This is a genomic window from Borrelia tillae, assembly GCF_055693965.1.
Map to the genome: position 1 here is coordinate 48,174 of NZ_JBTGSB010000002.1, position 26,413 is coordinate 74,586.

A 26,413-nucleotide genomic window follows, 5' to 3' on the forward strand; every position below is an offset into this window, starting at 1 on the left:
AGTATAGATACAATTAAAGATGTAAATCTTAAATAAAAAAGGAGAGTATATGATAAGAATTAAGTTGATATTTATTTTATGTATAATGATTTTAGTGTCTTGTGAACAAGGTAGTTTGTCACGTTCACATCAGGGAGATGGAAGAGTCAATCGTTTCAAGCGTATGTTAAATTTTTCCTATCAGGAGCCTAAAGCGGAGTCTAAAGCTAATCAAGGCAAATTAACAAATGGAAAAGAAACAGAAGAAAAATCTTTAGAAGAACAAGAGAGTGGTCCTAGGGATATGATAAACAATCCCATAGCCAATCCCATAAACAATGTGGTAGATGGTAGTATGAAGGATGACAAGGTTGGTCAAGAAGGTGAGATACAAAGAGAGACTAGGGGTCTGGTAAATGGTAAAGTAGAAGTTGAAATAGGTGATAGTGGTGGCGGTACTAATGAACAGGCTTATGCTACGCTTGAGAACACTATGGCTAAGTATAGAGCAGAATTTTTTGAAGAGCGCAATGAATATGAGCTAGGCAAGCGTTCACTACGTGTATCTTTAGGGGATGTAGACTTAAGATATGGAGAGCTATCTATGGAAATGAATATTTACACTTCCTTAGGATATGATGTTGAGGGCATTAAAAAATTATCAGCGGTATTAGATAAGTTAAGTTTAAAACGGGATACCAATTTTAATAGTGATGATCAGAAATTAGCTGATAACTTATTGTATCTTTTAGAGCAAGCTGGTAGGTTTACTGATAAGGTTATAAATAATCATTTAAGTTCGGATGCTCTTAATCGAATTAAAGCTCATAAGGGTGTAAAAGATATTACAGAGATTCATGATCGTTTAAAGAGTTTTATTCAGGCAAGAAAAGATGCGATAAAGACAATAAAAGAACAGTTAACATTATTGGCATCAAAGAATAAAGAAGAGATGGTAATCTTATTAAGAAAAACTGTTGGATTAAATGGTGATGATGCTAAGATTCAGAAAACATCTTACAATATCGTAAACTTAGAGGATTTAATAAAAGTGTTGGTAGGTTAACTTAATTTGTTAATTTTATAATTATAATTATATTAAGTATTTTAGTTTAGGAGTTAATGTTTAACTCCTAATTTTTTGTATTACGGTGTATTATCGTAATTGAGATAATACATAAATTTATTAAATAAGTTCATATAATTTTTTAGTTTTTCTTGAATTGTATATATATTATTTTTTCACGTTATTTTCTCAAATTTTGGCTTGGAAATTTTTTGGAGATTTATTTAGATTTTTGTATTTATTGTTAAATTTTTTATACTTTTATATAAATATCTAGTAAGTTGCATTGTATTGAGTTATGTTTAATGTTAAGTAGCGATGGGTGTGATTTTTGAAGAAAAGAGGAATCTATGCGAAATTTGGTTATTATATTTTTATGTTTTCTTGTGTTGATGTCTTGCAAGCCAAGTAAATTACTCCCAGAATTGTTTATAGAGTCCCCAAGTATGCACCAGTTTAATGATCTTTTAAATAAAGATTTAAGTAATGCAAGTTTAGATAGTATAGAAAATATAGAAAACAGTTTTTTAAGTTTAAAAGATAAGCCAGTAAATTCAAAAAATTCAGTAAATTTGGTGGAAGTATTTGCAAATTTGGATAAGAAATTAGATGAATCTAATAATGAATTTTCTGTTGTAGATGGGTTAGAAGGTAATTCAAAGGGTAAGGATGTAAATAGAGATTTTAAAGGTGAGAAGAAGATTGAATATGAGGTAATTAAAAAGGAGACAGTTAAGGATAAGATAGTTAAGGTAGAAATTAAAAAAGAAATTAAAAAAGAGACAAATATTTTAAAGCCTAAAATTAAGGATAATAAGGCAGAGGATAAGGTACAAACACAGTTACCAGCTTTAAAAAAGACAGTGCAACAAGTTTGTGCTGAGCTTGAAAATAAGCTTATAAATTATAAATTGCGACTTGCAAATGAAAGTAGTGGGTTTAATCTAAAATTTTATTCCTCACATATTCCTTTCAATAAGGTATCACCAATCATGCATGATCCAACCTATCAGGTAGACGTTTATGCTGCTTTGGGTCATGATGTATCAACTATTTTAAAGTTGGGCAATATACTTGATAGACTAGATTTAAAAGAACCCGCTTTATATGCTTATGGTGATACTAAGGTTGCTGATCATTTGTTTGATCTGTTGATAAAGATTTCTGATTACACTAAGAGACTGATAAATGTTCATTTGAGTAGTGCTAATCTTGACAAAATTAAGACAAGTAAAAGAGTCGAGGATATTGTTGCAATTTATGAGTTGTTGGAAAAATTTATTAGTGAAAGGGATAATGCAGTGAAGACAATTCAAGATCAGATAACATTATTATCATCGAAAGACAAAAATGAGATGCTAGATGGACTTAAAAAGACTATTGGTATAAAGGGAGGTTCTTCCAGAGAGATTCAACATGCATCTTATTCTATTATAAAAATGGTAGCTAATATTGCGTATTTGGTTAATTAGTTTATTTAAGGGTCTTATTTGGCCTTATTTTTTATTATTTAGAAATATTAATTTAATGAATAATTAATATTTTATTTGGCATAATACTCAAAAATTTAAAATTTAAATATAATTAAAAAGGTTTGTTTTTGGATCTTAAAGACTAATATTATTATTTATCTGAAAATTTTAAAACTTAATAAAGTAATTTATTATCAATTTATTGTAAAGCCATAATTATGCAATATACTGGTTAATATTAAAAAATGTTAATTATTGTATGGTTTTGAGCATTATTGTAAGCTAAGAATTAGCATGATGTTATTTTCAATGAGTGTATTGTATATTTTGTTTGTGATAGGTTTTTTGCCTTGTAAAGGAAAAGCAATTAATCAATCAGATCAAATAGAATATATGAAGTGTTTGGGAATAATCAGTCAAAATGGGACACTGTTTACATCAGTTCAAAAATATGATGAATTATTGGGACCGTTTGTGTCTAATAGTGATTAACGATAAGAGTGCGAAAAAGTAGTTAATGATCAATTAAACAGAGCTTAATTTAAGTTCTGCTTTTTTATACTTCTGATAAGTTGCTTAATGGGCTATTAAGTGTAATATATGAAGCTTTTTAACTGTAAATAATAATTATTATATTATATAATAATTATTATTGATTAATAATACATCTAATAATGAATTTACATCTTTGTATTTTTATGTAATATTAAAGAGAATGTCTAGTTAAAATAGGCGTAGAAAAGGAGAATATTAATGGTTGATTTAATTAAAAGGATATTTATGCAAACATGTATGTTTGGTCTTTTAAGTATGGTAATTTTTGGCTGTAAGCCAGATAGAAATGTTCAAGCAAATCCTAGCAATACTAAAAAAGGTGACACAAGGAATGAGAGAAGTGTTGTTAGTCATGTTGATAATGGAAATGGTTTTGTTAGTGGTGGCAGCTTAGGAGGTAGTGGCATCAAAACAGTAGATCAAACACTACAATACCAAAAAAAAGAGCCAAAACCAGAAGAAGTACAAGCCCAGCAGGATTTTAACGAAGCTTATCAAGCGTTATTAAACAGTATGGTTGCGCTTAAAGAGTCATATAATTTTACAGACGATGATTTTAATTCAAAGAGGGTGAATTTTGATCTTCAGATTGATTTTGAAAAGAAAGAAGCACAAACTATCAAGGCTTCCGAAAACCATCAGTACCTTAAATCGGAGTCTGACAGAGACAATTTTTATAGAGGTCTTAAGCGTAATATTAATGCTGTTGAAAACTTTATAAAAATGGATAAGTATAGTCAAAGGGAGAACCCCCTGGGGGGTCAATTTTTAGGTAATAAGGCAAAAAGAGAGCATGGTATTTCGCTTATAATGGTGGCTATACGCAATATTGCAACTTATACTGATTATATTGTTGGAAATAAAGATTATTTGTGTGATTTTGAATTGAAAAAAATTCAGGAAAGTGGTGATTTGCAAGGCGTAAAAGATCTTAGAGAGCTGCTTGATCAGATGCTTACGCTTCGTGAAGCAGCATCAAGCCATGTTACTCAAGCGTTAGCAGAGATAGCAGAAGATATTAAGGAGCTTGAAGATAAGCATGAAGAGAATCTTGACAAGGTGAACCAAATTGAACAGAAAATTCATAAGCTAATAGAAAGAAATGAAGAATTAAGTATGAAAGTTTATGGAGCATCAGACAAGAGTTATAAAAACTTATCAGATTCTGAGCGTAAGAAGCACATGTCTTTTTTGCAAAAGACAATATATGAGAAAGCAAAAGAAGTGTCTGAAAAAAAACCAAAGGTTGCTCCGCCAGTACCGGATGTACCGGCGCCTTCGGTTAGTTCAGAGACAGGCAAATAAGATTTGCAATAAATATTGATTCATTTTGATTAAATGTTTATTCTTAAAACAGCTTGCAAAAGACTTGCAAGCTGTTTATGTTTAAATTTTAGAATATATATTGAATACAAATAAATGGTTTTTAAAAAGTTTTTATTTTAAGCACTTATGACTTGAACTTAGTAAAAATTAACCAATTATATTAATTGATCAATTTAATAATTAATAGTATAATTAATACTTTCAAATAAAAACTATATTGCATATTATATATTCATATTTAATGTGTTGTTTACGGTGCAATAGTGTACGGTAAGTTAAACAATAGGAGTTGATTTAATGAAAAGTATGTTTGTGGCAATGTATATTTTAGTTTTCTTAGGCTTGAGTTTGGGGTGTCAGCATAATTTGAGGGAAAGAGATGCTGATTTTGATAAAAAAAGGAGAAGCTATTATACTTCATCAAAAAAGATTAAAGAAAGGAGAGTAAAAGATGGGGAGCAAAAAAGTAAATCATTATCTGATGAGGTTTATCATGAATTGCTAGATAGCATTTCTAATCTTAGGAGTTCATTAGAGTTTACACTTGGGGAGTTTGATGAGTCTGAATTTAATGATATATTTCAGGTTTGGGTCAATCCTAAATTTAATCTTACGAGTGAGAATGAAAGTGTTCTTAAGAAAGATAAGGATAAAATTTATATTAGCTTAAAGGGAAACGTTACTAATTTGCGGCATTTAATGGATGTGATAAAGCTTTTAGCAAGCTTTGGGAAGTCTTCTGTGCATTGGCTTATTGCTGCTGATATATTGAATAATTTAAAGTACAGTGTGGAATATATAGTGGAAGTGGTAGATGGTGAAGATGGGCTTTTAAATAAGGATAATTTAGCTAAAATTAAAGCCAGCGAAGATGTAGAAGGGATTAATGAACTTAAAAGTATGTTAGATAATGTGTTGTTGAAACGTAATAATTTATTATTGAGAATTGGTGTGTTGTTACAAACTTCAGCGGGACTGGCGGCAATAGAGTCAAAACAAAATGCTAATGTTCAAATGTTGTTTTTGCATCTTGATAGGATACGTTTAAAGGATGCAAGTATTTACAAGATGATCTTTTCTACAACTGGAATCAGTTTAGGGTTGCAAGGTTGGAGAAATTTAATTAGGGGTCAAGTTAATAAATTAATCAATTAATATGTGAATTAATATGTGCAGTAAATTCAATTGCAGATTTGATGTTATTTAAGTATAATGAATGTTACAGGTTAAGCCACCACCTGAGCAGCTTGCGTGCTTTAAAACGTCAGTTAAAGACGTAAGCTGTCTTTTTTCTATAATAAAAACTAAAATTAGTAAGGGAGCTATTAATTGGAGTAATGTTGTTATATACTATACTTAGTATTTAAGATTTATGTCTGTATTTATACCGCTGTAGATTTTTGCATAGATTAATACAAAATTAATATTTGCCGTTTATTTTAAAAATGTGAGAGATAATATAAGGGTAAGGAGAATATTATGATAAGAATATGTGGGCTAATATTTATATTTAGTATTTTGGCATTGATAATTCTAGGCTGTGTAGCAGATAGACGATCTTTTGATAATGATGCCATTAATGTCAGATTAGCCAACAATGATCATATAACTAACTTAAATGCAGATAGCTTAGTTATATCTCACCAGCAGCAATTTGAGACAACATATCAAGATGATTTATCGACGCTACTTACACCTTATGAAGCATTACTTGAAAATTTAAAACTACTCAAGTCGTCTGTTGCCAAACCTGAAGGATTTAATCAGGGTGTATTTAATGATATGTTTTATGGTTTTAGGAAATGTTTTCCAAATAATGATTTTTATTCGAAGAATGCCGTTTATGCTGCTTTAGAGTATGATGTTATGTATATTGGTAACTTTAGGCAAGTTATAAAGAAATTAGAGGCCACTAACACGCATGATGATAAAGCAATTGCTGAAGACTTATTGGTAACATTAAGAGATAGTTGTATTTATATTGGTGATATTGTAGAAGAGGATGGTCAGATTTTAAGCAGTAATAATTTAGATAAGCTTAAGCGAAGTAATAACTTAAGAATAATTAGTTCTATTAAGTTTGAGTTAGATAAGTTCTTGAAGCAAAAGAAGCATATAATGGAACTAATTAAGAATCAAATAAGTGCTATTGTTCCTTTAGGAGAGATTACGAAAATTAGAGGTGCAGTAAGATCGATTGTTGATAAAGAAGGGATAATTTACAAGAAAATTGATAAGGATGGTGATAGTTTACAGGCCATTCAAGGTAAAATCAAAGGTTATATTGATGATTTTAATAGTGCTAATAGCAAATCAGGACAGCGAAAGAAATCTGATTCAAAATCAGTAATAGAAGATTTGGACGCGATTTGGGATCCTGAAAAAGAAATTCTAGAAAAAGGATCCCTTTGATCCAAAAATAAATGTTATTTATATATTAATTCCCTTAATTAACCCCTTGCTTAAATAATAATTTGTAGAAGTATGGTATAAGAAGTCAGGAGAAATCAAAGAGAGGGGTATTAATTAAAAATATATTAAAGCATTTTATATTAGACCGTTTAAATTAAATTATTAATTTAAAACTAATTTAATATTGATATTAATTACGATTCAGTTGCAAATCTTTTACTATTTAAGTATAATAAACATTACAGGTTAAGCCACCACCTGATTCAGTTTACGTATTTTAAAATTTCATTTAAAGGCGTAGGCTGGTTTTTATTATTCCTAAGTATTATGTTAAATATATATAACAAATATATAAAAGTTTTAATTATTATTCATATTAATTATGAATAATAATAATTCATATATTATAATAAATATAAAGATGTATTGTAAATTATATTGATAATCAATATTTTGAGTAATGCACATTTGTTAAATGTTTGTTTGTAAGATGTTGAGTAGTTGAGTGTAAGATGAAGGTTGTTAATGATAATATCGGTATCTTTTCTTATAAGATAATGGTCTGGATCAGGTGGTGGCTTAATTTTATAAGTTCAAATTTGTTTTCACTTAAGATATTAATGAAATGAGGAGTTTTTTTATGATAAAAGTATGTGTGTATGTATTTTTAGTACTTTTAGTGGGATTTTTAATAATGAAATGTCCATCATCAGGGTTTAATTCTTATAGCAATTCTTATAGTGATAATGCAACTTATCAAATTAAAGAAAGCGATAGGCAATACACGGAATAAAAAATAAAAAACGAGAAAATAAAAAATGAACCAAGATTTGTGATTTTGATTTCTTAAATCAAAGGAGTCTTTATTATGCAGATTAATTGTACATATCCAAGAGGTAATAAAAAATATATAAACATGTTGTGATAAAAATTTAGAAAAAGGTTAAGCCACCACCATCAGCTTAAGTAATTAAACTGATATTTAAATAATTTTTGTTGTAAATGGACGAAACAAAAATTTTAACCTTTTCAAGGTTATGTATTATACTATTATATATAATAAGTATTATAATGTATTATGTATTATATAAGATTAATTATTATTTGTATAGTAAAAAAACTTATAAATATTATTATTTTTATAAAAAAATTAACAGCAAATGTTAAATATAAGATATATATAATAATATATTGGTAATATCCAAGATTTAAGATAATTAAGCTTAATGATTATTATCATTAAAATATATATATAATATATAATGAGTTTATTAGTTTTTTTGATTTTAAAAAAAAAGGAGAAATATGGGTAAAAAAGTTTGTATAATATTTTGTGTTTTATTTTCTATAAGCGTGATGGCTTGTGAGAAAAAAGGAGATCGAGTATCAGTAGAAAAGGCTTACGATAAATTGGTAAGCAAAATAAATGTGTATAAAGGGGAACTTGAAAAATCAAAATTTGCATTTATAAAAAGTCAGCATTCATTTAAAATTCCTTTTCAAGACTTTTCATCATACTTTGGTAGTTCTTATGTACAGGAAAATGTATATGCAAGTTTGGGGTATAACTTAGAAGTTATTAAACAATTAGAAACAATAACAAATGAGTTAGATTTAGGTGTTCCTAATAAAAATGCAGATGTAAAAGATACGGAAGATATGAGTGCTATTAAATCCCTGATGTATTTTTTATATGATATTACAGATGCAGCTTATACAACCGTAGAACATCATTTGGATGATACAAATTTAGCTAAGCTTGAGGCTGGTGCTAGCCTTGAGACTATTAATGAAATTATTGCTCGTTTTGATGAGTTTATTCAAAAAAGAAAAGATGTTATGTCGATTGTGCAAGAACAGATAAAATTATTGGAATCAAAGATCTCAGATAAGCCAGATATGTTGAATATATTGAAAGAGTCTCTTGATGAAGATGGGGTTATTAAGGTTGCATTCGATTCTATGAAAAGGGTAGAATTCTTAATTGAAGACTTGGTTCAAATGTGACGAATGATTTATGTAATGGTTATATAGTTTGTTGCTGTTTGAGTTCATAGTCTTTGAATTATTTTTATTTTTATAAATAAATCTTAAGGGGAAAAGTTAGTCTGTCTCTCCTTAAGATTTAAGCTATCTTTGTGTAAGGTTTTTACCTTTTTAAAATATTGATAAAAAATTTTCTTAACTTTTAAATGATTGTCTACTCTTGGAATTTATGTTTTTTCATTTGCCTTACTTAAAATCATTGTATTCACACAAGAGTATTTATTATTAACTAATGCACAATATTGTATTATATAACATGTTGCATGAATTTGAAAACTCAATAGTGATATTAATTGTGGTATTTTTTATAAGCATTCCTTAGATTTTAGCACTTAAGTTAAAATTTATTTTGTATAGAATTGTGTAAAGATGTATAAAAAGGCAAAAAAGGAAGGAATATGTCAATACTCCTTCCTAAGGCTTGAATTTATCGTGTAAATTCTTGATTTTTAATTTTTATTTTAAAATTCTTATTTTAAAATGCCTGTAATTTTTTGAGATATTCCTGTAATTTCAAGAATATCAGTTCTAAATATTGTTCCATGTTGAAGGTTTACGTAACTTATCAATTCTTGAGCATTATTTTTTATATCCTTAGTATCGCCATCATATTCAGTAATGAGTTTAGTGATAGTATCATTCCACTTTTTTTGTAAGTTAGAAGTTGTATCAAGATTATTTTTAATTGTCTTTAATTCATCAAGCGTTAAGGATTTAAGATTGTCTTTTTTGTCATTGACTTTCTTAATTGTAGCTTCAAATTTATGTTGAAGAATTGTCCCTGCTGTTATGATTGTTGATGTCAATTTTGTTTTATTATGATCATTGTGTGATATCTGATTAAGAATTGTACCAAGTTTGTTGATTTTGCTTTCGTCCCATTTTAAAGATGAATATAGGTACTTTCTTGTTTGTGTATTAATGTCAGAATTTATTGTTTTGCCATTGCTTGAATTGATTGTAAATTTGAATGCTGTCCATTTCATTCCGTATTGCTCTCCATCTTCAACATTATTACTGTATTGATTGATTAAAGTCATACCATCTTGAGCTTTTTGTTTAATCTGAGCTATTAATTTTTCTTTTTCCTTATCTTCTTGTGCTGCTTCTTTTATGTTATCATTTGCTTTACCTTTGACAGGTTGTGCTTTCACGTTTTTTATTGCATCTTCTTTTGAGTCTTGAATAATGTAATCATAAAGAGCTGCATCATCTGCTGCATATTCTGCTGTGTTTTCAAATGTAGTTGGATTTGTTATTGTAGTTGGTGCATCACTTGCTTTTTCTGGGGTTTTGGCTGCGCGATTATTAAGATCACAGCTTGCAACTGTAAAAAGGCTTATTAAAGTAAAAGTAGTAAAAATCTTGTTTGGAATATTATGTCTCATAATTATTTTCTTTCCTTAAAATTAATTTATTATTGATTATTATCAAACAATGATATTAAACAATAATCATTCTTATATAGTATTATATATCATATAATTTAAAAACCAATATAATTTAAGAAAAATACAAAAAAAATATAATATTTTTTTATACTGAGACTTTAAAAAGCTTTAAGGAATGTAATGTGCCTTGAATACTGATTTTAGTTTTTTAAACCAAGTTTTGGTAATAGCAAAACAATAAGACAATAAACATAAAAAACACAAAAAAAGAAGAGAAGATAATCTTCTCTTCTAGGTTTAATAATTAAATTAGATTTTAGATTTATGTTTTTATTTTAGAGTATCCAAGGTTTTTGTAATAGCATCACTTGTATGCTTAATAACATCGTACTTAGGTTTAACCTCAGTATTATATTCTGTTTGTGTGTGTGTTATTAGCTTTCCAGCATTAGTTTTAATTTCACCTGTATCAGCACCATGAGCTGTAATAAGATTAGCTACGAAACTTGTCCAATTCTTTTTTGAGTCAATTAGTACTAAAACATTAGTGAGAAGTGTTTCTAAAGTCTCATTGCTTAAAGTATTAAGTTTATCTTTTTTTGCCTCTACTGCTGTTATTGCTTTATCAAGTGTTTCTTGAATTGTGTGACCTGTGTCTATTAAAGTTTTGGCTAGCGTACCTTTTGCTTTATTTTCTTCGTCGAATATTTGAGCAGCAATTCCCCCAAATTTTGTAATTGTTTCTTTACCCTCAGACAAGGAAGCATATAAATTTTTTCTTATAGATGATTTAGTGGCATCACTGTAAAATTTGGTATCTGTGTCTTTTATTTTGTCAAATAACTTAGTTTTTAAGTCATGTTGAGTACTCTTTTCATCTGTTTTGTTCTTTACTGAGTCTTTTTCTTTATTTATTTTGTCTTCAAGTTCTTTTGTTATATCTTCTGGCTTTCGTACTGCACCAGCATCTTCAGGAAGTTTTGCTAGAGCTTGATTGTCAACAGCTGGATCATCTGCTGCATATTCTGCTGTGTTTTCAAGTGTAGTTGGATTTGTTATTGTAGTTGGTGCATCACTTGCTTTTTCTGGGGTTTTGGCTGCGCGATGATTCAAATCACAGCTTGCAAGTGTAAAAACGCCTATTAAAGTAAAAGTAGTAAAAATTTTGTTTGGAATATTATATCTCATAATTATTCTCCTTTTTTAAAGTTAATTTATTATTGATTATTATCAAATAACGATACTAAATAATAATCATTCTTATATAATATTGTATATCATATAATTTAAAAACCAATATAATTTAAGAAAAAATACAAAAAATATGATATTTTTTTATACTGAGACTTTAAAAAGCTTTAAGGAATGTAATGTGCCTTGAATACTGATTTTAGTTTTTTAAACTAAATTTTGGTAATAGCAAAACAATAAGACAATAAACATAAAAAACACAAAAAAAGAAGAGAAGATAATCTTCTCTTCTAGGTTTAATAATTAAATTAGATTTTAGATTTATGTTTTTATTTTAGAGTATCCAAGGTTTTTGTAATAGCATCACTTGTATGCTTAATAACACCGTATTTAGGTTTAACCTCAGTATTATATTCTGTTTGTGTGTGTGTTATTAGCTTTACAGCATTAGTTTTAATTTCACCTGTATCAGCACCATGAGCTGTAATAAGATTAGCTACGAAACTTGTCCAATTCTTTTTTGAATCAATTAGTACTAAAACATTAGTGAGAAGTGTTTCTAAAGTCTCATTGCTTAAAGTATTAAGTTTATCTTTTTTTGCCTCTACTGCTGTTATTGCTTTATCAAGTGTTTCTTGAATTGTGTGACCTGTGTCTATTAAAGTTTTAGCTAGCGTACCTTTTGTTTTATCTTCTTCTTCGAATATTTGAGCAGCAATTCCCCCAAATTTTGTAATTGTTTCTTTACCCTCAGACAAGGAAGCATATAAATTTTTTCTTATAGATGATTTAGTGACATCACTGTAAAATTTGGTATCTGTGTCTTTTATTTTATCAAATAACTTAGTTTTTAAGTCATGTTGAGTACTCTTTTCATCTGTTTTGTTCTTTACTGAGTCTTTTTCTTTATTTATTTTGTCTTCAAGTTCTTTTGTTATATCTTCTGGTTTGCGTACAGCAGCATCTTCAGGAAGTTTTGCTAGAACTTGATTGTCAACAGCTGCATCATCTGCTGCATTTTCAAGTGTAGTTGGACTTGTTATTGTAGTTGGTGCATCACTTGCTGCTTTTGGGGTTTTGGCTGCGCGATGATTCAAATCACAGCTTGCAAGTGTAAAAACGCCTATTAAAGTAAAAATAGTAAAAATTTTGTTTGGAATATTATATCTCATAATTATTCTCCTTTTTTGAAGTTAATTTATTATTGATTATTATAAAGTAACGATACTAAATAATAATCATTCTTATATAATATTGTATAGCATATAATTTAAAAACCAATATAATTTAAGAAAAAATACAAAAAATATAATATTTTTTTATACTGAGACTTTAAAAAGCTTTAAGGAATGTAATGTGCCTTGAATATTGGTTTTAGTTTTTTAAACTAAATTTTGGTAATAGCAAAACAATAAGACAATAAACATAAAAAACACAAAAAAAGAAGAGAAGATAATCTTCTCTTCTAGGTTTAATAATTAAATTAGATTTTAGATTTATGTTTTTATTTTAGAGTATCCAAGGTTTTTGTAATAGCATCACTTGTATGCTCAATAACACCGTATTTAGGTTTAACCTCAGTATTATATTGTGTATTTACGTGTGTTATTAGCTTTAGAGCATTAGTTTTAATTTCACCTGTATCAGCACCATGAGCTGTAATAAGATTAGCTACGAAACTTGTCCAATTCTTTTTTGAATCAATTAGTACTAAAACATTAGTGAGAAGTGTTTCTAAAGTCTCATTGCTTAAAGTATTAAGTTTATCTTTTTTTGCCTCTACTGCTGTTATTGCTTTATCAAGTGTTTCTTGAATTGTGTGACCTGTGTCTATTAAAGTTTTGGCTAGCGTACCTTGTGTTTTATTTTCTTCGTCGAATATTTGAGCAGCAATTCCCCCAAATTTTGTAATTGTTTCTTTACCCTCAGACAAGGAAGCATATAAATTTTTTCTTATAGGTAATTTAGTGACATCACTGTAAAATTTGGTATCTGTGTCTTTTATTTTATCAAATAACTTAGTTTTTAAGTCATGTTGAGTACTCTTTTCATCTGTTTTGTTCTTTACTGAGTCTTTTTCTTTATTTATTTTGTCTTCAAGTTCTTTTGTTATATCTTCTGGTTTGCGTACAGCAGCATCTTCAGGAAGTTTTGCTAGAACTTGATTGTCAACAGCTGCATCATCTGCTGCATTTTCAAGTGTAGTTGGACTTGTTATTGTAGTTGGTGCATCACTTGCTTTTTTTGGGGTTTTGGCTGCGCGATGATTCAGATCACAGCTTGCAAGTGTAAAAACGCCTATTAAAGTAAAAGTAGTAAAAATTTTGTTTGGAATATTATATCTCATAATTATTCTCCTTTTTTGAAGTTAATTTATTATTGATTATTATAAAGTAACGATACTAAATAATAATCATTCTTATATAATATTGTATAGCATATAATTTAAAAACCAATATAATTTAAGAAAAAATACAAAAAATATAATATTTTTTTATACTGAGACTTTAAAAAGCTTTAAGGAATGTAATGTGCCTTGAATATTGGTTTTAGTTTTTTAAACTAAATTTTGGTAATAGCAAAACAATAAGACAATAAACATAAAAAACACAAAAAAAGAAGAGAAGATAATCTTCTCTTCTAGGTTTAATAATTAAATTAGATTTATGTTTTTATTTTACAGCATCTAATTTGGTTTTAAGAGCATCACTTGTAGCTTTAAGAGTAGTATATGTAGTTTTAATATTAGTGTCATATTCTGTTTGTGTGTGTGTTATTAGCTTTAGAGCATTAGTTTTAATTTCACCTGTATCAGCATCATGAGCTTTAATAAGATTAGCTATGAAAGTTGTCCAACTATTCTTTAATGTAAAGAGTTTATTCATATCATCATTAAGTTTTGTTAGAGCTTCAAGATTTAAATCTTTAAATTTATCTTTTTTTGCCTCTACTGCTGTTATTGCTTTATCAAGTGTTTCTTGAATTGTGTGACCTGTGTCTATTAAAGTTTTGGCTAGCGTACCTTGTGTTTTATTTTCTTCTTCGAATATTTGAGCAGCAATTCCCCCAAATTTTGTAATTGTTTCTTTACCCTCAGACAAGGAAGCATATAAATTTTTTCTTATAGATGATTTAGTGACATCACTGTAAAATTTGGCATCTGTGTCTTTTATTTTGTCAAATAACTTAGTTTTTAAGTCATGTTGAGTACTCTTTTCATCTGTTTTGTTCTTTACTGACTCTTTTTCTTTATTTATTTTGTCTTCAAGTTCTTTTGTTATATCTGCTGAATTTGGCACTACACCAGCACCCCCAGGAAGCTTTGCTAGAACTTGATTGTCAACAGCTGCATCATCTGCTGCATTTTCAAGTGTAGTTGGACTTGTTATTGTAGTTGGTGCATCACTTGCTGCTTTTGGGGTTTTGGCTGCGCGATGATTCAAATCACAGCTTGCAAGTGTAAAAACGCCTATTAAAGTAAAAATAGTAAAAATTTTGTTTGGAATATTATATCTCATAATTATTCTCCTTTTTTGAAGTTAATTTATTATTGATTATTATCAAATAATGATATTAAACAATAATCATTCTTAAATAAGAATATATCTATTTAGTTTAAATGTCAAGTTGATTCTGAGTAATGTATAAAAAACATTGAAAAATTCTAATTGTGCAAATTCTGATTGTTTTTTATTTTGTGTAGTTTATTATATTGTTTTACGTGTTGCTTTATATATGCCAAAAGGCTTTTTGGCCTTTTGGGAATATTTGAGCTTGTTCGAAGTAATTATTTTTGAATGAGATCTCAATTTTTTAAATTAGGAGAATCTTGTTAACTTAAAGTACGAAAGTACTTTAAGTTAAAATTTAATGAATATGCTTTTTAATATAAAATCTATATTTCATTGTCTTTAAAATTTTTTTAGTCCGCATGACCACATCTTTGAGACTATGAACTCCATCTTGTATTGTTTTGTATTGAGTATTTAGGTGTTCGATTAATTTTATTTTATTCATTCTAATATCTGTATTATTGTTGTAATCGTTGATTATCTTGTCTATAAATGTTATCCAAGTATTTCTTAAGTTTTTTATTGTATTTAGATTATTTAAGATATCTTCTAATTGTTTATGATTTAAAAGAAGTAATTTATCTTTTTCGTTATTTATTTTGTTTATTAGTTCTTTAAATGGCTTTTGAATGTATTCTATTCCTGCTTGTGTAATTGTTGTACATATTTCGTTGCCTTGTTTAGTATTTGTAGATTTGATTTGTTCAAGAATTGATATTATCCATTGTAGTCGTTTTGAATTATGGTTTAAAGATGCATTAAATAGCTTTATTTTGTTTGAATCTATGATGGTTGTTTGTGGTATTGCATTAGTCATGGCTTTTTGCTGTGTATTTGCTAAAATAAGGGTAGCTTCAGATTTATTTATTATTGTTTGTGCTAGTTTTTCTTTTGCGTTGGCAGTATTTATTGCCATTGTTAGTTCACGGATTATGGCCGCATCTTTTGAAGAAATATTTGGTTTATTATCAGAGTTTGTATTGCAAGTAATCAAGGCTAATAATGGCAAAATTAACTTAAGTGAGACACTAAAAACGTACTTCAAAATATTCTCCTTGTTTTTAGAAAGCAATTCCTAATTAACATTATATTAGTTTTACTCTAAAAAGCAAGATAAATATCTTTTTTAATAAAAGATATGACAATAATTATGGGTTTGTAGGGAAGATGTTTGTATTTTTATAAGGTTGTGCAATGAAGTTTTGTGACGCAATTTTGAATTAATTTGAATTTTGAAAAAAAGGAGCAAAAAATTATACCCCATGCTCCTTATAGAGTTATTAAAGTTGTTGAAAACGTATAGCGCTTTTACTTTAAAGGTTAAATTAGCAATATTGTAACTTTAAAAAATCAATAGGTCATAAAAAATAAAAATACAAAGATAAAAATTGGATTTAAAGATAATTTTAAACACTATTTTAAGTGTGATTTTATGCAGGTGGAGCATAGGTGTTAATTATTTATTTAGGGGTTTTTATCTAGATCTAAGATTTGTTTAATTTCATCAACTAGTCCTTTAGTAGCGCTAAATGCTCCCCGCAACGTCTCTTTGAAAATAGAGGTATTGAATAAATACGTCTCTAATTGTGCGATGTCACCGGTTCGGATTTTGTCCACATCATTATTAAAGTCTGTTTGAATTTTATCTATACGTTCTTTAATAGTTGTTCTTTCTCCTTTAAGCTTTATCAATTTTTTTTGAAGTTCCTCTAGTTTTTCAAGAGGTAAATTAAAAATATTGTTCTTTTGATTGAATAGAGTCTTAATTCCAACTTCAAAATAGAGCTCAGAGTGATTAATCATTGTGTTTACAACATCTGTCAGCCAGGCTTTATATTTGTCTTTTTTTGCTTGGTTGATTTTCTCTTGCTCTTTTTCTTGAGAGGTGATTATTGTGTTATCTATTAATGGCATAGGTTGGGTGGTAACTTTTGCTAATTTATTGAGAATGTATCCAAAATTTTTGATGTTGTTTGCTTTATATTCAAATGTTAAGTAGAATTTTCTTCTTAGATGCTTGTTATTATGGGCGCTGTATTGTTCATTGTTGCAAACTACATCAAATGTTTTGTTATGGTTAAGATTATCATGCATTTCAAATTGATTATGACTTTCTAACCAATTGGGATTAGAGTGGTTGTCTAGCAATGATTGTGTTGCGCTATTTATGAATTGTGACTTGAGTTCCTCTTTTATTTGAATGCTCATTTGAGCTTTTTCTATAGTCTTTAATTTTTGTTTCTTTTTTGCTATTAATTTTTCAAGAATTTGTTTATCTTTTGTTGTTTGTTTTATTATCAATTTTTTTATTCTTGTCGTTTTTTTTGCGTTTTTTAGTTCTGTTTTTGCTTTTTTTAGAAGTTTTTCTGTTTCTTTTAGTGCTTGTTCTAACATTGTATATTTTTTACTAGGAGCTATTTTGCAATTAAGGATTATGCAAATTATAATAATAAACAACTTGTATTTCAAAATATTCTCCTTAAACTTTATTAATAATGCTATTATCAATAGTACTAAATTATTTTGCGTTATTTTAATGTCAATTAATTAACTACCATTAACTAATCATATCAACTATCATCAATTGTCATCATTTATTGTTCATAAATTTATGGATTAAATTTTGAATACCTTTCAAATCTTTTTTTACTTGTTTTATTGTTTGCTCTGCTTTGAGTTTTTGTATTTCTGAAATTTCTGCTCTTCTTGTTATCTCTTCTGCTTCTCTTTTTGCATTTTCTGCTTCTTTTACTAGTCTTTCTGTTTCTTTTAGTGCTTGTTCTAACTCTTTAGTCTTACTAAGATCTGATTTACAGTTGATTGTTAAGGTTATTAAGGCGAATGTGATAGATATAGATAATGCACGATTCAAAATATTCTCCTGTCTTGAATATAACTAATAAATAACGGCTTATACTTATAAATTTAATTTTAGTTATTAAATTAAAATTTTATCTTGAAGAAGATTTTTTGTCAAGATAGAATATTAGTTTAAAGCTAAGCCTCAGTAGTATTATTTTTCCATGTTTTATTTACATCACTGGCACTAACTGATTCATTATTATATGTTGCTTGAAGTTTGGAAAATTCGGTTCTAATAGTAGCTTTTAGGTCTTTTACGTTTGATATATTCATAATTTTTGAAGGTCATTTAACAGGTTTTGATTATATTCAAAGGCTAAATATACTTCACGTCTGGCTGTCTTTGCAGTATCGTTGATGTCGTTGTAAAATATAGCATTTGTATCGCCATTAACAGTAGCATCAGCAGAAATATGATTGGTTACATGACTAGTTACATCAAATATTAAAAAAAAATATAGGAAACAAGATAGAAAAAATATAGGAGAAGAAAAAAATGTTCTTCTCCTGTTTAAAAATATTATCCAATATTTATTAAGATTAGTATTTTTTTATTTTGTTAAATCTTGGTTAAGATGTTTTGAATATTGCTCAAGGTTTGAATATTAGTATTTGCATTGTCTTTTATTAGCTGATCAATTGGCTCTAGTTTAGTTTTTAGGTAGTCTGATACCTCATCAACTGTGACAGTATCATCTTTCCAGTTTTTACCTGTTGTGCCAAGTGGACCATTACTGTCATATTCGTTTTTAAGATCTTTCGCTACTTGTAAAAGTGTTTCTTTTTTAGCTTGAATAGCTTTTAACTCGGTTTGTAAAATTTTTAGATCTTCTATTGACAAGCTTGCAAGATTATTTTGTTTTGTCTGAAGCTCATTAAACACGGTGTAGTAATTTGAAGCAATAGTTCTCATTGTAGTTAGCGCTACTTCTAGTTTTCCCCGAAGGCGGTTCATCTTCCCATGTTCATCTGCTTTTGATGCTGAATTAGCTTTTGTTACTCGTATAAACTCTGTAATTTTGCTTACAATGTTTTGAAAAGCAGTTATCAATGCTGGATCATATTCAAGCGCTAAGTATACGTTTTTTCGAGCCATTGTTGCATCAGCAGCAGCAGCTCTGTAAAGCACTATAGTAGAAGCCTCTGCTTTAAAATTAGCCACATCAAACACTTTGTTCTTAGTATCATTAGCAGCATTATCGGGGCTCATCAGGATAGCATCAAGAGCAGAATCGTCTCGAGCAGTATCATTTAATTTGGCTAATACCGGTGCTTCTGCTTGAAGATATCCAGTTATTGTGTCTATTAGTTGTTCTGCTTCGGTTGAAGGTGTTGAAGGCTCATCAGGTTTTGTGTCACTTTTTTGGTCACAAGAAACCAAGATAATATTTACCATACTTATTAAAATAATAGTTATAACAAAAATTTTTTGTTTCAAAATATTCTCCTTATCAATATAAATTAAGTATCATTTAATATTGTTTACTTAATCGTATTATATCCTTATTTAGATATTTTTATCAAGTTTTTTATCAAGATATTAAATTTTTATTGATTGAGAATGGTTTTTAATTAATATTTATATTAATGTTTATTATTTTATTTTTTGATTCATTTGTAATTGTATATAAATATGTGTAATTGTAGCAATTATGTAAAGTCATTATCTAATTTATTATTTGATTGGAGTTATGTACTCATATTTAATATAGTTAATGTAGATTTTATATATTTTTTATACATTTTATTGAATCTTCCCTAAGATTTCTTTAATCTTAATGGCTTTATTTGTTAATATTCTTTTTTGTAGCGTATATTCTAATGCTTTTTTTCTTAAATAACTGTGTATGTCCTGGGCGTCAGTAGTATCGCTCTTCCATGTCTTAGTTGTGTCCTGATTGATTGGTTTGTCATTATCATAATCTTTTTTGAGATTTAAAAGTTCAATTTTCAATAATTGCTTTATATTTTGTATATCTTTTAAGTTGATTTGTAAAGTTTTTAGTTCCGATATTGGTAAATGCGTAAGCTTATCTTGTTTTGTCTGAAGATTCTTAAATATTTCTTTGTAGTAAGTTACAGCATACTGCCTTATTTCAGTTAACATTTGCTCTATGTTTTGCTGCATTAATTCCAATGCTTGCGTTGCATTAGAAGTTTTTTTAGATACATCTATAAAAGTTATTATTTTGCTCATGATTGTTTGAAGAGCCTTTAACAGATCTGCATCATATTCAAATGCTAGATATACTTCATTTCGAGCATTTCTTGCCCTATCATTGCTAGTATCTCTGTAGAGTATGGCAGGAGTAGTAGACGAGTCAAAATTAGCTACATCAAATAGTTTTCTCCTATTGGCAATAGGACTCATCAAAATATCATCAAGTCCAGACTCGTTCCAAGAGTTAGGATCATTTAACTTGTTTAGTACAGGCTCCTCTGCTTTAAGATATTCTTTTATTGTGCTTATGAGTTGTTCTTTTTGTTGTTGTTCATTTTGAGAGGGCTCTGTAGTAGCATCCCCCTGATTATTTTTATTATTGTGGCTACAGGAAATTAAAGCAATGCTAATCATGCTGACTAAAATAAAAAAATATATAATAAGAATTTTTTGTTTCAACATACTTTCCTACCTTTTTATAAATCAATAATTAATATCATTTAATACTAATTATTCGTTTATATTGTATCCTTATTTAGATATTTTTATCAAGATATTGAATTTTATTGAATCTTTATTAAATCTTGTTTAAGATTGCTTGAGTAGCATTGACTTTGCTACCTATTGTTCCTATTCGACTTAAAAAATATCCTGCTTGATTGCTTAGGTAATTGTATATGTCATTGAGTTCAGTAGTATTACTTTTCCATGTTTTATTTGCATCATTGGTACTAACCGATTCATCCTTATCGTATGATTCTTTAAGATCCAAAAATTTGTTTTTAATGCTTATCTTTGTATTTTGTGCGTTTTTTAAGATGGTTCTTAGAATTGTTAGATCTGCTACTGAGAGATTTTTAAGGTTATTATTTTTGGTTTGTAGAGCGTTAAATATCTTTATGTAATAATTTTGAGCATATCTTCTTATTGCACTTAACACCTTGTTTAGATTATTTCGCATTGTATTCATAGTTGATATCTCGGGTTGTGTTGTTGTTCCTTGTGGCTGTTGAGCTTGAGATGGAATATTTTGTTTATTTTTTATTTCTGATATGAACTCTGTAATTTTACTCATCATGTTTTGAAGAGCATTTAGCAGATCTGCATCATATTCAAATGCTAGGTATACTTCACTTCGAGCATTTTTTGCAGCATCAGTGTCATCGTTGTAGAGTGTAATAGATTTGTTATTGAAAGTAGTTACATCAAATAGTTTATTCTTAATACCATTGGCAGCACGATCAGGGCTCATCAGGAGATTATCTAATGGAGCATCGTTCCGGTTGTTATTATTTAGTTTAGTTAATATCTCTTCTTCTGCTTTAAGATATTCTTTTATTGTGCTTATGAGTTGTTCTTTTTGTTGTTGTTCATTTTGAGGGGGCTCTGTAGTAGCGTCCCCCTGATTATTTTTATTATTTTGGTCACAAGAAATCAAAAAGGTGCCTATTATGTTTATGAGAATGAGAGACATAATAAAGATTTTTTGTTTCAAAATATTCTCCTTATCAATACAACTTAAGTATTATTTAATATTGTTTACTTATTTATATTGTATCTTTATTTAAATCACTTTCTCAAGGCGTTAGATTTCTTTTTTAAGAATTATTTTTTATTTTATTTAATCTTATTTAAGATATTAATAATAGTTCCCGAGCTTGCTAAATAAGTGAGATATTTTGTATTTATTTTTTCTCGAGTTGGTGCAAGTTTGGCTGTCAAATATTCTTTTATGTCACTAGCTGTGATATTGTTACTTTTCCAAGTCTTATTCCCAATTCCAAGTGATTTGTCACTATCATATTCATCCTTAAGATCTGTAAATACTTTTCGAAATTCAGCTTTTGTATTTCGTATATTTTGTAAATTAGTTTGTAGAGTTTTTAGATCTCCTGTTGATAAGCTTTTAAGTTTATTTTGTTTTGTCTGAAGATCCTTAAATATTCCTTTATAGTAAACTTTAGCATACTCCGCTAGTATTTTTAATGTCTTCTGGAGTTCTCCCTGAAAAAGATTTTTATCTTCATCATAGATGCTAGTATCATTTTTTATAAAGTATGTAAGTTTGCCCACAATATTTTGAAAAGCAGCCAACATCTCTGCATCATATTCAAATGCTAGGTATATGTCTTTTCTAGCTTCTTGTACAGGAGTAGTATTAGAGCTGTATTTTGCAAGAGGAGAAAACCCAATTACATCAAATAGTTTATCTTTAGTATTATCGGCAGCATTGTCAGGACTTATAAAGATAGCATCAAATGCAGACTCGTCCCAAGAGTTGGGATTATTTAACTTGTCTAGTACAGGCTCCTCTGCTTTAAGATACTCTTTTATTGTGCCTATGAGTTGTTGTGATGAATTAGCATCCTCTTCATTGTTATTATTTTGGCTACAAGAAATTAAAGCACTACTTATTAAAATAAAAAATATAAAAAATTTTTTTTGTTTCAAAATATCCTCCTTATTTTAAAAATCTTATTTAATAATTTTTATTGTGTTACATTATATCTTTATTTAAATATTTTTATCAATATGTTATGCTTCTTTTTTAATAATTATTTTATATTTCTATTCGATATTATTTAATATTATTTTAAAAATGGTAATTTTTTATTTTTTAGTATTTTAGAATATGGCTTAAATATGTTTTTAAATGATGATTAAAAATCATCCCAAGATGCTTTTAAAGGTATTTTTAGAGTGATTTTAGAATTTTTGAAATATTGCCAGTTTTTATCCTGCTTCTTCGAATCCCAATTTCAAATATATTTTTATAGTTGCGTGTTATATAAGATGCTAATTTAGTCTTGTTGGTTTGAATATCATTTTTATTATTCATATAATCATTAATAATATTCTTGATAGTTAATTTCCAATTGTCGTATATCATGTCAAGCTGATCAAAATTGTCTTTAAGGAATTTTAGATTATTGAAACTTAAAGATCCCAGTTGTTCTTTCTTATTGATGAGTAGGGTATATGCAATTTTAAAGTAATACTCAGCATGTGTTGTTGCTGCACGTGCTATTGTTCTAAGCATATTTTTGCCTTTTGAAGGATTTTCTGTTATTTTATTAAGAATTGTGGCGAAAGCTTTGATTATTTGTTCATTATATTCTAATGATAAGTAAAATTTTCTTCTGATAGGTTTATTGATATCATGACTGATCTTTTGACTACCTTCTGCGGATACAAGCTCATTAAAAACCTTACCATTTCCTTTCATTCCGAATTGATCAATATCTTCATTCCAAGCACTATTGTTGTGTAGCTCTAATAAAGGTTTAATATTAAGGACTTTTTTCTCAAGTTCATTTATTAAGGATTTTCTTATTGATTCTATTGCTTTTGGCTCTAAACCGTCAAGAAATCCACGCAAACCTACTATCCCTGTGTCTGGAAATAAACTAAGATCTGAATTGCAACTAGTTAGTACCAATATTATTATAAAAATAGCGGATTTCAAAATATTCTCCTCAAGTTTAAAAGTTTAATAAATTATTATTGATTATTATTTGCTTTTAAAGCTTATGTTCCATTATACATATATATTTGTAAAATATTGCCATTATAATAATATTTAAAAATATTATTATTGTATTGTTTGTTGTATTTTTAAGTATTGGAATGAGATTTAAATGAGTTTTTGGGGTTTTAATTGTACTTAATTGTATTTTAGTGATTTAAGCGAGAAGAGATTTTTAGTAGAGATGCAAAATAACAATTAATATTAATTAATATTAATTGTTATTTGATGAGTGTTTTTAAAGCTTTGTTAATATCACTGGCAATGATTCCGATTTTGGGGATTTTATGTTGAATTATTTTACCGTATTTTTCTTTTAGATGTTCAATTAATTTTTTGCTATCAGTTTTAATTCCGTATTTATCATCATCATAATCTTTAATGATATTATCTACAGTAGTATTCCATAGTAGTTTTAGTTTAATGATTGCATCAAGTTTAATCTTAATTATTCTTAAGTCTTTAAGAGGTAAAGAATCCAATTTGTCTTGAATTTCTTTTATTTTGTTTATTACTCTTTCAAATAAAAATTGAGAATAAGCTCTTCCTGCATTTGCGATATCTATGTGCAATTGTCCTCTGTACACACTATCAGCTGCTATTTGATTGAAAATAATACCAAATTGTCTAATTTTATCTTCATTGTAATTTAAAGATGAATAAAATTGCCTTCTATTACTTTGACTGTCAGGATCATTATAAACTTTCTTACTAGGATTACCTGTAATGATTTTAAATACTCCGTTTTTCATGCCAAATTGATCAGCAGGTTCATTTTTTTCAATATTTTCTTTATCTCTTTCTATTAAAGTTATGGTGTTTTGGACTTGTTCTTTTAAAGAATCTATCAGTATTTGTTTTTCTTTTTTTCAATTTTTTCTTTGCATTCTTCTCGATTATTTTTGCATCTGCTCTGTATTTGTATGAAAGTCATATCATCGCTTTGTATTGATTGTGGTCGTTCTGTTTGTTCTATGCTATTAAATCTGTTTGTTCTTTGTTCGCTAAGGTCTGATTTGCAAGCGGTTATGGTAAAAATTATTAGGAAAGATGGGATCAAACAATAGTTTTTCAAAACATTCTCCTTGCCTGAAAATTTCACAAATATTAATTCATTTTTAAATTATATTGTGTATAATTTGATATTATATATCATTTCATTTAAATATCAAGATAGTAAAAGCAATAAATAAGGCAATAGTTATAATTGATAGGCGTTTAACTAAGGCTACCAAGACCAATATAATAAAAAAATTATATTTCGTCAATCTTATTTTTCCTTTTATTAGACGATTTTTAATGTTTTAAGTATAATATAAACACTGTATTGGATATATATTTGGCGTATAGTTGCAATAGTAATAACTTTAATATTAATGTTTATTTAAATTATTTAATTCATAAACTTTTATATAAATCTTTTTTTAAATTGAAATAGATAAATTTTGAAGTAATAATTAATTATCGAATACTTTGATTTTTCAAAAAGAAAATTGTTTGCTCACAATGTTTTATACATTTTTTTAAAGTCCCCTTTGCAGAGGGGTTTTTTACATATTTAAAGACATAGATGTTAATATTGTAACTTAATATTTATTTATAATATAATAATCAAATATATTATAAATAAAGTGCTTCATTAATGATCAATTTACATAATTGTTCATGGTTTTTATAAAAAATAATATCAAAAAATTAGTACAAACAGTAAATCTAGCAGTAGACTTAATAAGTTAAAAAAATTATCAAGGTATTATCTTATTTATATGTAAGATAATGAAATGAGAAGTAAAAAAGGAATTTGGGTATGAAGGTAGATAGGGCTAAGTTATTATTGTTACTGTTGTTAAATAGTTGTGTATTGTTTACAGATAGTTCTATGAAAAATGATGAGGAGCGTTATTCAATTCTTTATAAAAATTTCGAGCTAACGATTAAAGAAAGATCGGCTATAAAGTTTTTAAAGGAGATCTTCATACACTTCAGTCCTTGTATACTAAGTGTATATAGCAATAATTACAAAATGTATACTAGTGACGAATTTTTTGAGTTGTTAAATAGCTTTGGCAAAGCAGGTACTAGGAATATTGCTGAAAGCATTTTATTAGTTATAAAGGCACACGATGAGGCTTATGAAGTTATTGGCAAGATACAAGATGTAGCTGAACGGGAGTTTTTTGAAGAGTTTGAGGTAGATCTTGATTGGTATAGAAGAGTGTTAAAATTTTCTTGTAGTAATTCTTTCAATATATATAACAAAATTATAGAACAGAATGTGAAGGTAAAGGATGTATTTGAAAAAGGACTTAAAAGAAGTGCAAAGTGGGCCGCTACAATATATGATACTTTTAATTTAGATCGCTATGAAAAAAGAGCTGTTAGATCTCTTTTGATCTTTTCACTTCGTATTAATAACTATGATGATACTGCACTAATAGTAAATCCGTATACTAAATATGTTCTTTATGAACTACTAGTTTCTCCTACTTTTGGTGTTGTTAATATTAAAAATGTTTTAAGAGTGATGAAAGGTGTTATGAAGCAATTATATCGTGCTAAAGATGCTATTGATAGAATAAAAAATGAAATTGATAAAGAGCTCTTGGAAAAGCAATTTAATTTTCAAAAGGATTTGTATGATCAGTATTTGAAATCCGCAGTAGAAGACCTTGGACAATTATATGTTAAGCTTACCAGTAATGAATTTGCCGTTTTAAATCGTAATTCTGAAATTAAGTTCATCAAAATTAGTAAAGAGGCAAATGCTAAGTACACAGTTATATAATTAAGTAACATACTTTAATTATTATGTTATCTTTTGTAAGCTTTTATTTATATATTTTTTATATATAAT

Annotated in this window: 26 protein-coding genes; 10 read left to right on the forward strand and 16 right to left on the reverse strand. The window is 27.7% G+C overall.

The genetic code is table 11. The features are described from left to right. The first annotated feature begins 49 nt into the window (after positions 1–49). The 9 genes from ACWUD1_RS04660 (at position 50) to ACWUD1_RS04700 (ending at position 8,817) form a co-directional block, all read left to right on the forward strand. Entirely contained in the window at positions 50–1,045 is a 996-nt protein-coding gene (locus ACWUD1_RS04660) for a hypothetical protein (protein ID WP_472757059.1), read from the forward strand. A 446-nt stretch (positions 1,046–1,491) separates the two neighbouring features. Then, positions 1,492–2,517 (forward strand): hypothetical protein, encoded by a 1,026-nt coding sequence (locus tag ACWUD1_RS04665; protein WP_472757060.1) that lies wholly within the window; start codon positions 1,492–1,494, stop codon positions 2,515–2,517. Positions 2,518–2,826: 309 nt separating this feature from the next. Beyond that, positions 2,827–3,009, forward strand: a complete 183-nt coding sequence (locus tag ACWUD1_RS04670) for a hypothetical protein (protein ID WP_472757061.1) — start codon at positions 2,827–2,829, stop codon at positions 3,007–3,009. 261 nt (positions 3,010–3,270) lie between these two features. Further along, a complete protein-coding gene (locus ACWUD1_RS04675; protein ID WP_472757062.1) occupies positions 3,271–4,377 on the forward strand; it encodes a hypothetical protein in 1,107 nt (368 codons plus the stop codon). 318 nt (positions 4,378–4,695) lie between these two features. Then, positions 4,696–5,553, forward strand: a complete 858-nt coding sequence (locus tag ACWUD1_RS04680; RefSeq protein ID WP_472757063.1) for a hypothetical protein — start codon at positions 4,696–4,698, stop codon at positions 5,551–5,553. A 61-nt stretch (positions 5,554–5,614) separates the two neighbouring features. Next, positions 5,615–5,758, forward strand: a complete 144-nt coding sequence (locus ACWUD1_RS04685; protein ID WP_472757064.1) for a hypothetical protein — start codon at positions 5,615–5,617, stop codon at positions 5,756–5,758. 119 nt (positions 5,759–5,877) lie between these two features. Next, positions 5,878–6,810, forward strand: coding sequence for a CRASP family complement regulator-acquiring lipoprotein (locus ACWUD1_RS04690; protein WP_472757065.1), 933 nt, complete (start codon positions 5,878–5,880; stop codon positions 6,808–6,810). A gap of 640 nt (positions 6,811–7,450) precedes the next feature. Next, positions 7,451–7,603: a hypothetical protein gene (locus ACWUD1_RS04695; RefSeq protein WP_472757066.1), complete on the forward strand. Its 153-nt coding sequence runs from the start codon at positions 7,451–7,453 to the stop codon at positions 7,601–7,603. A gap of 512 nt (positions 7,604–8,115) precedes the next feature. Further along, positions 8,116–8,817 carry a CRASP family complement regulator-acquiring lipoprotein gene (locus ACWUD1_RS04700; RefSeq protein ID WP_472757067.1) on the forward strand — a complete coding sequence of 234 codons (702 nt, stop codon included), beginning with the start codon at positions 8,116–8,118 and terminating at the stop codon, positions 8,815–8,817. 509 nt (positions 8,818–9,326) lie between these two features. Here the strand turns inward: ACWUD1_RS04700 and ACWUD1_RS04705 are convergent. From ACWUD1_RS04705 to ACWUD1_RS04780, 16 genes are all read right to left on the reverse strand, one after another. After that, positions 9,327–10,244: a complement regulator-acquiring protein gene (locus ACWUD1_RS04705; RefSeq protein ID WP_472757068.1), complete on the reverse strand. Its 918-nt coding sequence runs from the start codon at positions 10,242–10,244 to the stop codon at positions 9,327–9,329. Between the two features lie 333 nt (positions 10,245–10,577). Continuing rightward, positions 10,578–11,435, reverse strand: coding sequence for a complement regulator-acquiring protein (locus ACWUD1_RS04710; protein ID WP_472757069.1), 858 nt, complete (start codon positions 11,433–11,435; stop codon positions 10,578–10,580). Between the two features lie 332 nt (positions 11,436–11,767). After that, positions 11,768–12,610, reverse strand: a complete 843-nt coding sequence (locus ACWUD1_RS04715; protein ID WP_472757070.1) for a complement regulator-acquiring protein — start codon at positions 12,608–12,610, stop codon at positions 11,768–11,770. A 332-nt stretch (positions 12,611–12,942) separates the two neighbouring features. Continuing rightward, entirely contained in the window at positions 12,943–13,785 is an 843-nt protein-coding gene (locus ACWUD1_RS04720) for a complement regulator-acquiring protein (protein ID WP_472757071.1), read from the reverse strand. Between the two features lie 325 nt (positions 13,786–14,110). Then, positions 14,111–14,956, reverse strand: coding sequence for a complement regulator-acquiring protein (locus tag ACWUD1_RS04725; RefSeq protein ID WP_472757072.1), 846 nt, complete (start codon positions 14,954–14,956; stop codon positions 14,111–14,113). A gap of 349 nt (positions 14,957–15,305) precedes the next feature. Next, positions 15,306–16,055: a complement regulator-acquiring protein gene (locus tag ACWUD1_RS04730; RefSeq protein ID WP_472757073.1), complete on the reverse strand. Its 750-nt coding sequence runs from the start codon at positions 16,053–16,055 to the stop codon at positions 15,306–15,308. Positions 16,056–16,474: 419 nt separating this feature from the next. Then, a complete protein-coding gene (locus ACWUD1_RS04735; protein WP_472757074.1) occupies positions 16,475–17,404 on the reverse strand; it encodes a CRASP family complement regulator-acquiring lipoprotein in 930 nt (309 codons plus the stop codon). Positions 17,405–17,600: 196 nt separating this feature from the next. Continuing rightward, positions 17,601–17,882 (reverse strand): hypothetical protein, encoded by a 282-nt coding sequence (locus tag ACWUD1_RS04740; RefSeq protein ID WP_472757075.1) that lies wholly within the window; start codon positions 17,880–17,882, stop codon positions 17,601–17,603. 125 nt (positions 17,883–18,007) lie between these two features. Continuing rightward, a complete protein-coding gene (locus tag ACWUD1_RS04745; protein WP_472757076.1) occupies positions 18,008–18,145 on the reverse strand; it encodes a hypothetical protein in 138 nt (45 codons plus the stop codon). A 286-nt stretch (positions 18,146–18,431) separates the two neighbouring features. Continuing rightward, positions 18,432–19,310 (reverse strand): CRASP family complement regulator-acquiring lipoprotein, encoded by an 879-nt coding sequence (locus ACWUD1_RS04750; RefSeq protein WP_472757077.1) that lies wholly within the window; start codon positions 19,308–19,310, stop codon positions 18,432–18,434. Positions 19,311–19,616: 306 nt separating this feature from the next. Further along, positions 19,617–20,495: a CRASP family complement regulator-acquiring lipoprotein gene (locus tag ACWUD1_RS04755; RefSeq protein WP_472757078.1), complete on the reverse strand. Its 879-nt coding sequence runs from the start codon at positions 20,493–20,495 to the stop codon at positions 19,617–19,619. Between the two features lie 115 nt (positions 20,496–20,610). Further along, positions 20,611–21,528 carry a CRASP family complement regulator-acquiring lipoprotein gene (locus ACWUD1_RS04760; RefSeq protein ID WP_472757079.1) on the reverse strand — a complete coding sequence of 306 codons (918 nt, stop codon included), beginning with the start codon at positions 21,526–21,528 and terminating at the stop codon, positions 20,611–20,613. Positions 21,529–21,650: 122 nt separating this feature from the next. Then, positions 21,651–22,484 carry a CRASP family complement regulator-acquiring lipoprotein gene (locus ACWUD1_RS04765; protein WP_472757080.1) on the reverse strand — a complete coding sequence of 278 codons (834 nt, stop codon included), beginning with the start codon at positions 22,482–22,484 and terminating at the stop codon, positions 21,651–21,653. A gap of 244 nt (positions 22,485–22,728) precedes the next feature. Next, the gene (locus ACWUD1_RS04770) at positions 22,729–23,499 is read right to left on the reverse strand and encodes a complement regulator-acquiring protein (RefSeq protein WP_472757081.1); all 771 of its coding nucleotides are present in this window, start codon (positions 23,497–23,499) and stop codon (positions 22,729–22,731) included. A gap of 281 nt (positions 23,500–23,780) precedes the next feature. Continuing rightward, complete coding sequence (locus ACWUD1_RS04775) at positions 23,781–24,413, reverse strand: complement regulator-acquiring protein (RefSeq protein ID WP_472757092.1); 633 nt, start codon at positions 24,411–24,413, stop codon at positions 23,781–23,783. Beyond that, positions 24,407–24,634, reverse strand: coding sequence for a hypothetical protein (locus ACWUD1_RS04780; RefSeq protein ID WP_472757082.1), 228 nt, complete (start codon positions 24,632–24,634; stop codon positions 24,407–24,409). The genes ACWUD1_RS04775 and ACWUD1_RS04780 overlap by 7 nt, the downstream gene beginning before the upstream one ends. Before the next feature lie 732 nt (positions 24,635–25,366). Between ACWUD1_RS04780 and ACWUD1_RS04785 the strand changes: the two genes are divergently transcribed. Beyond that, complete coding sequence (locus ACWUD1_RS04785; RefSeq protein WP_472757083.1) at positions 25,367–26,344, forward strand: BTA121 domain-containing protein surface lipoprotein; 978 nt, start codon at positions 25,367–25,369, stop codon at positions 26,342–26,344. Positions 26,345–26,413: the final 69 nt, after the last annotated feature.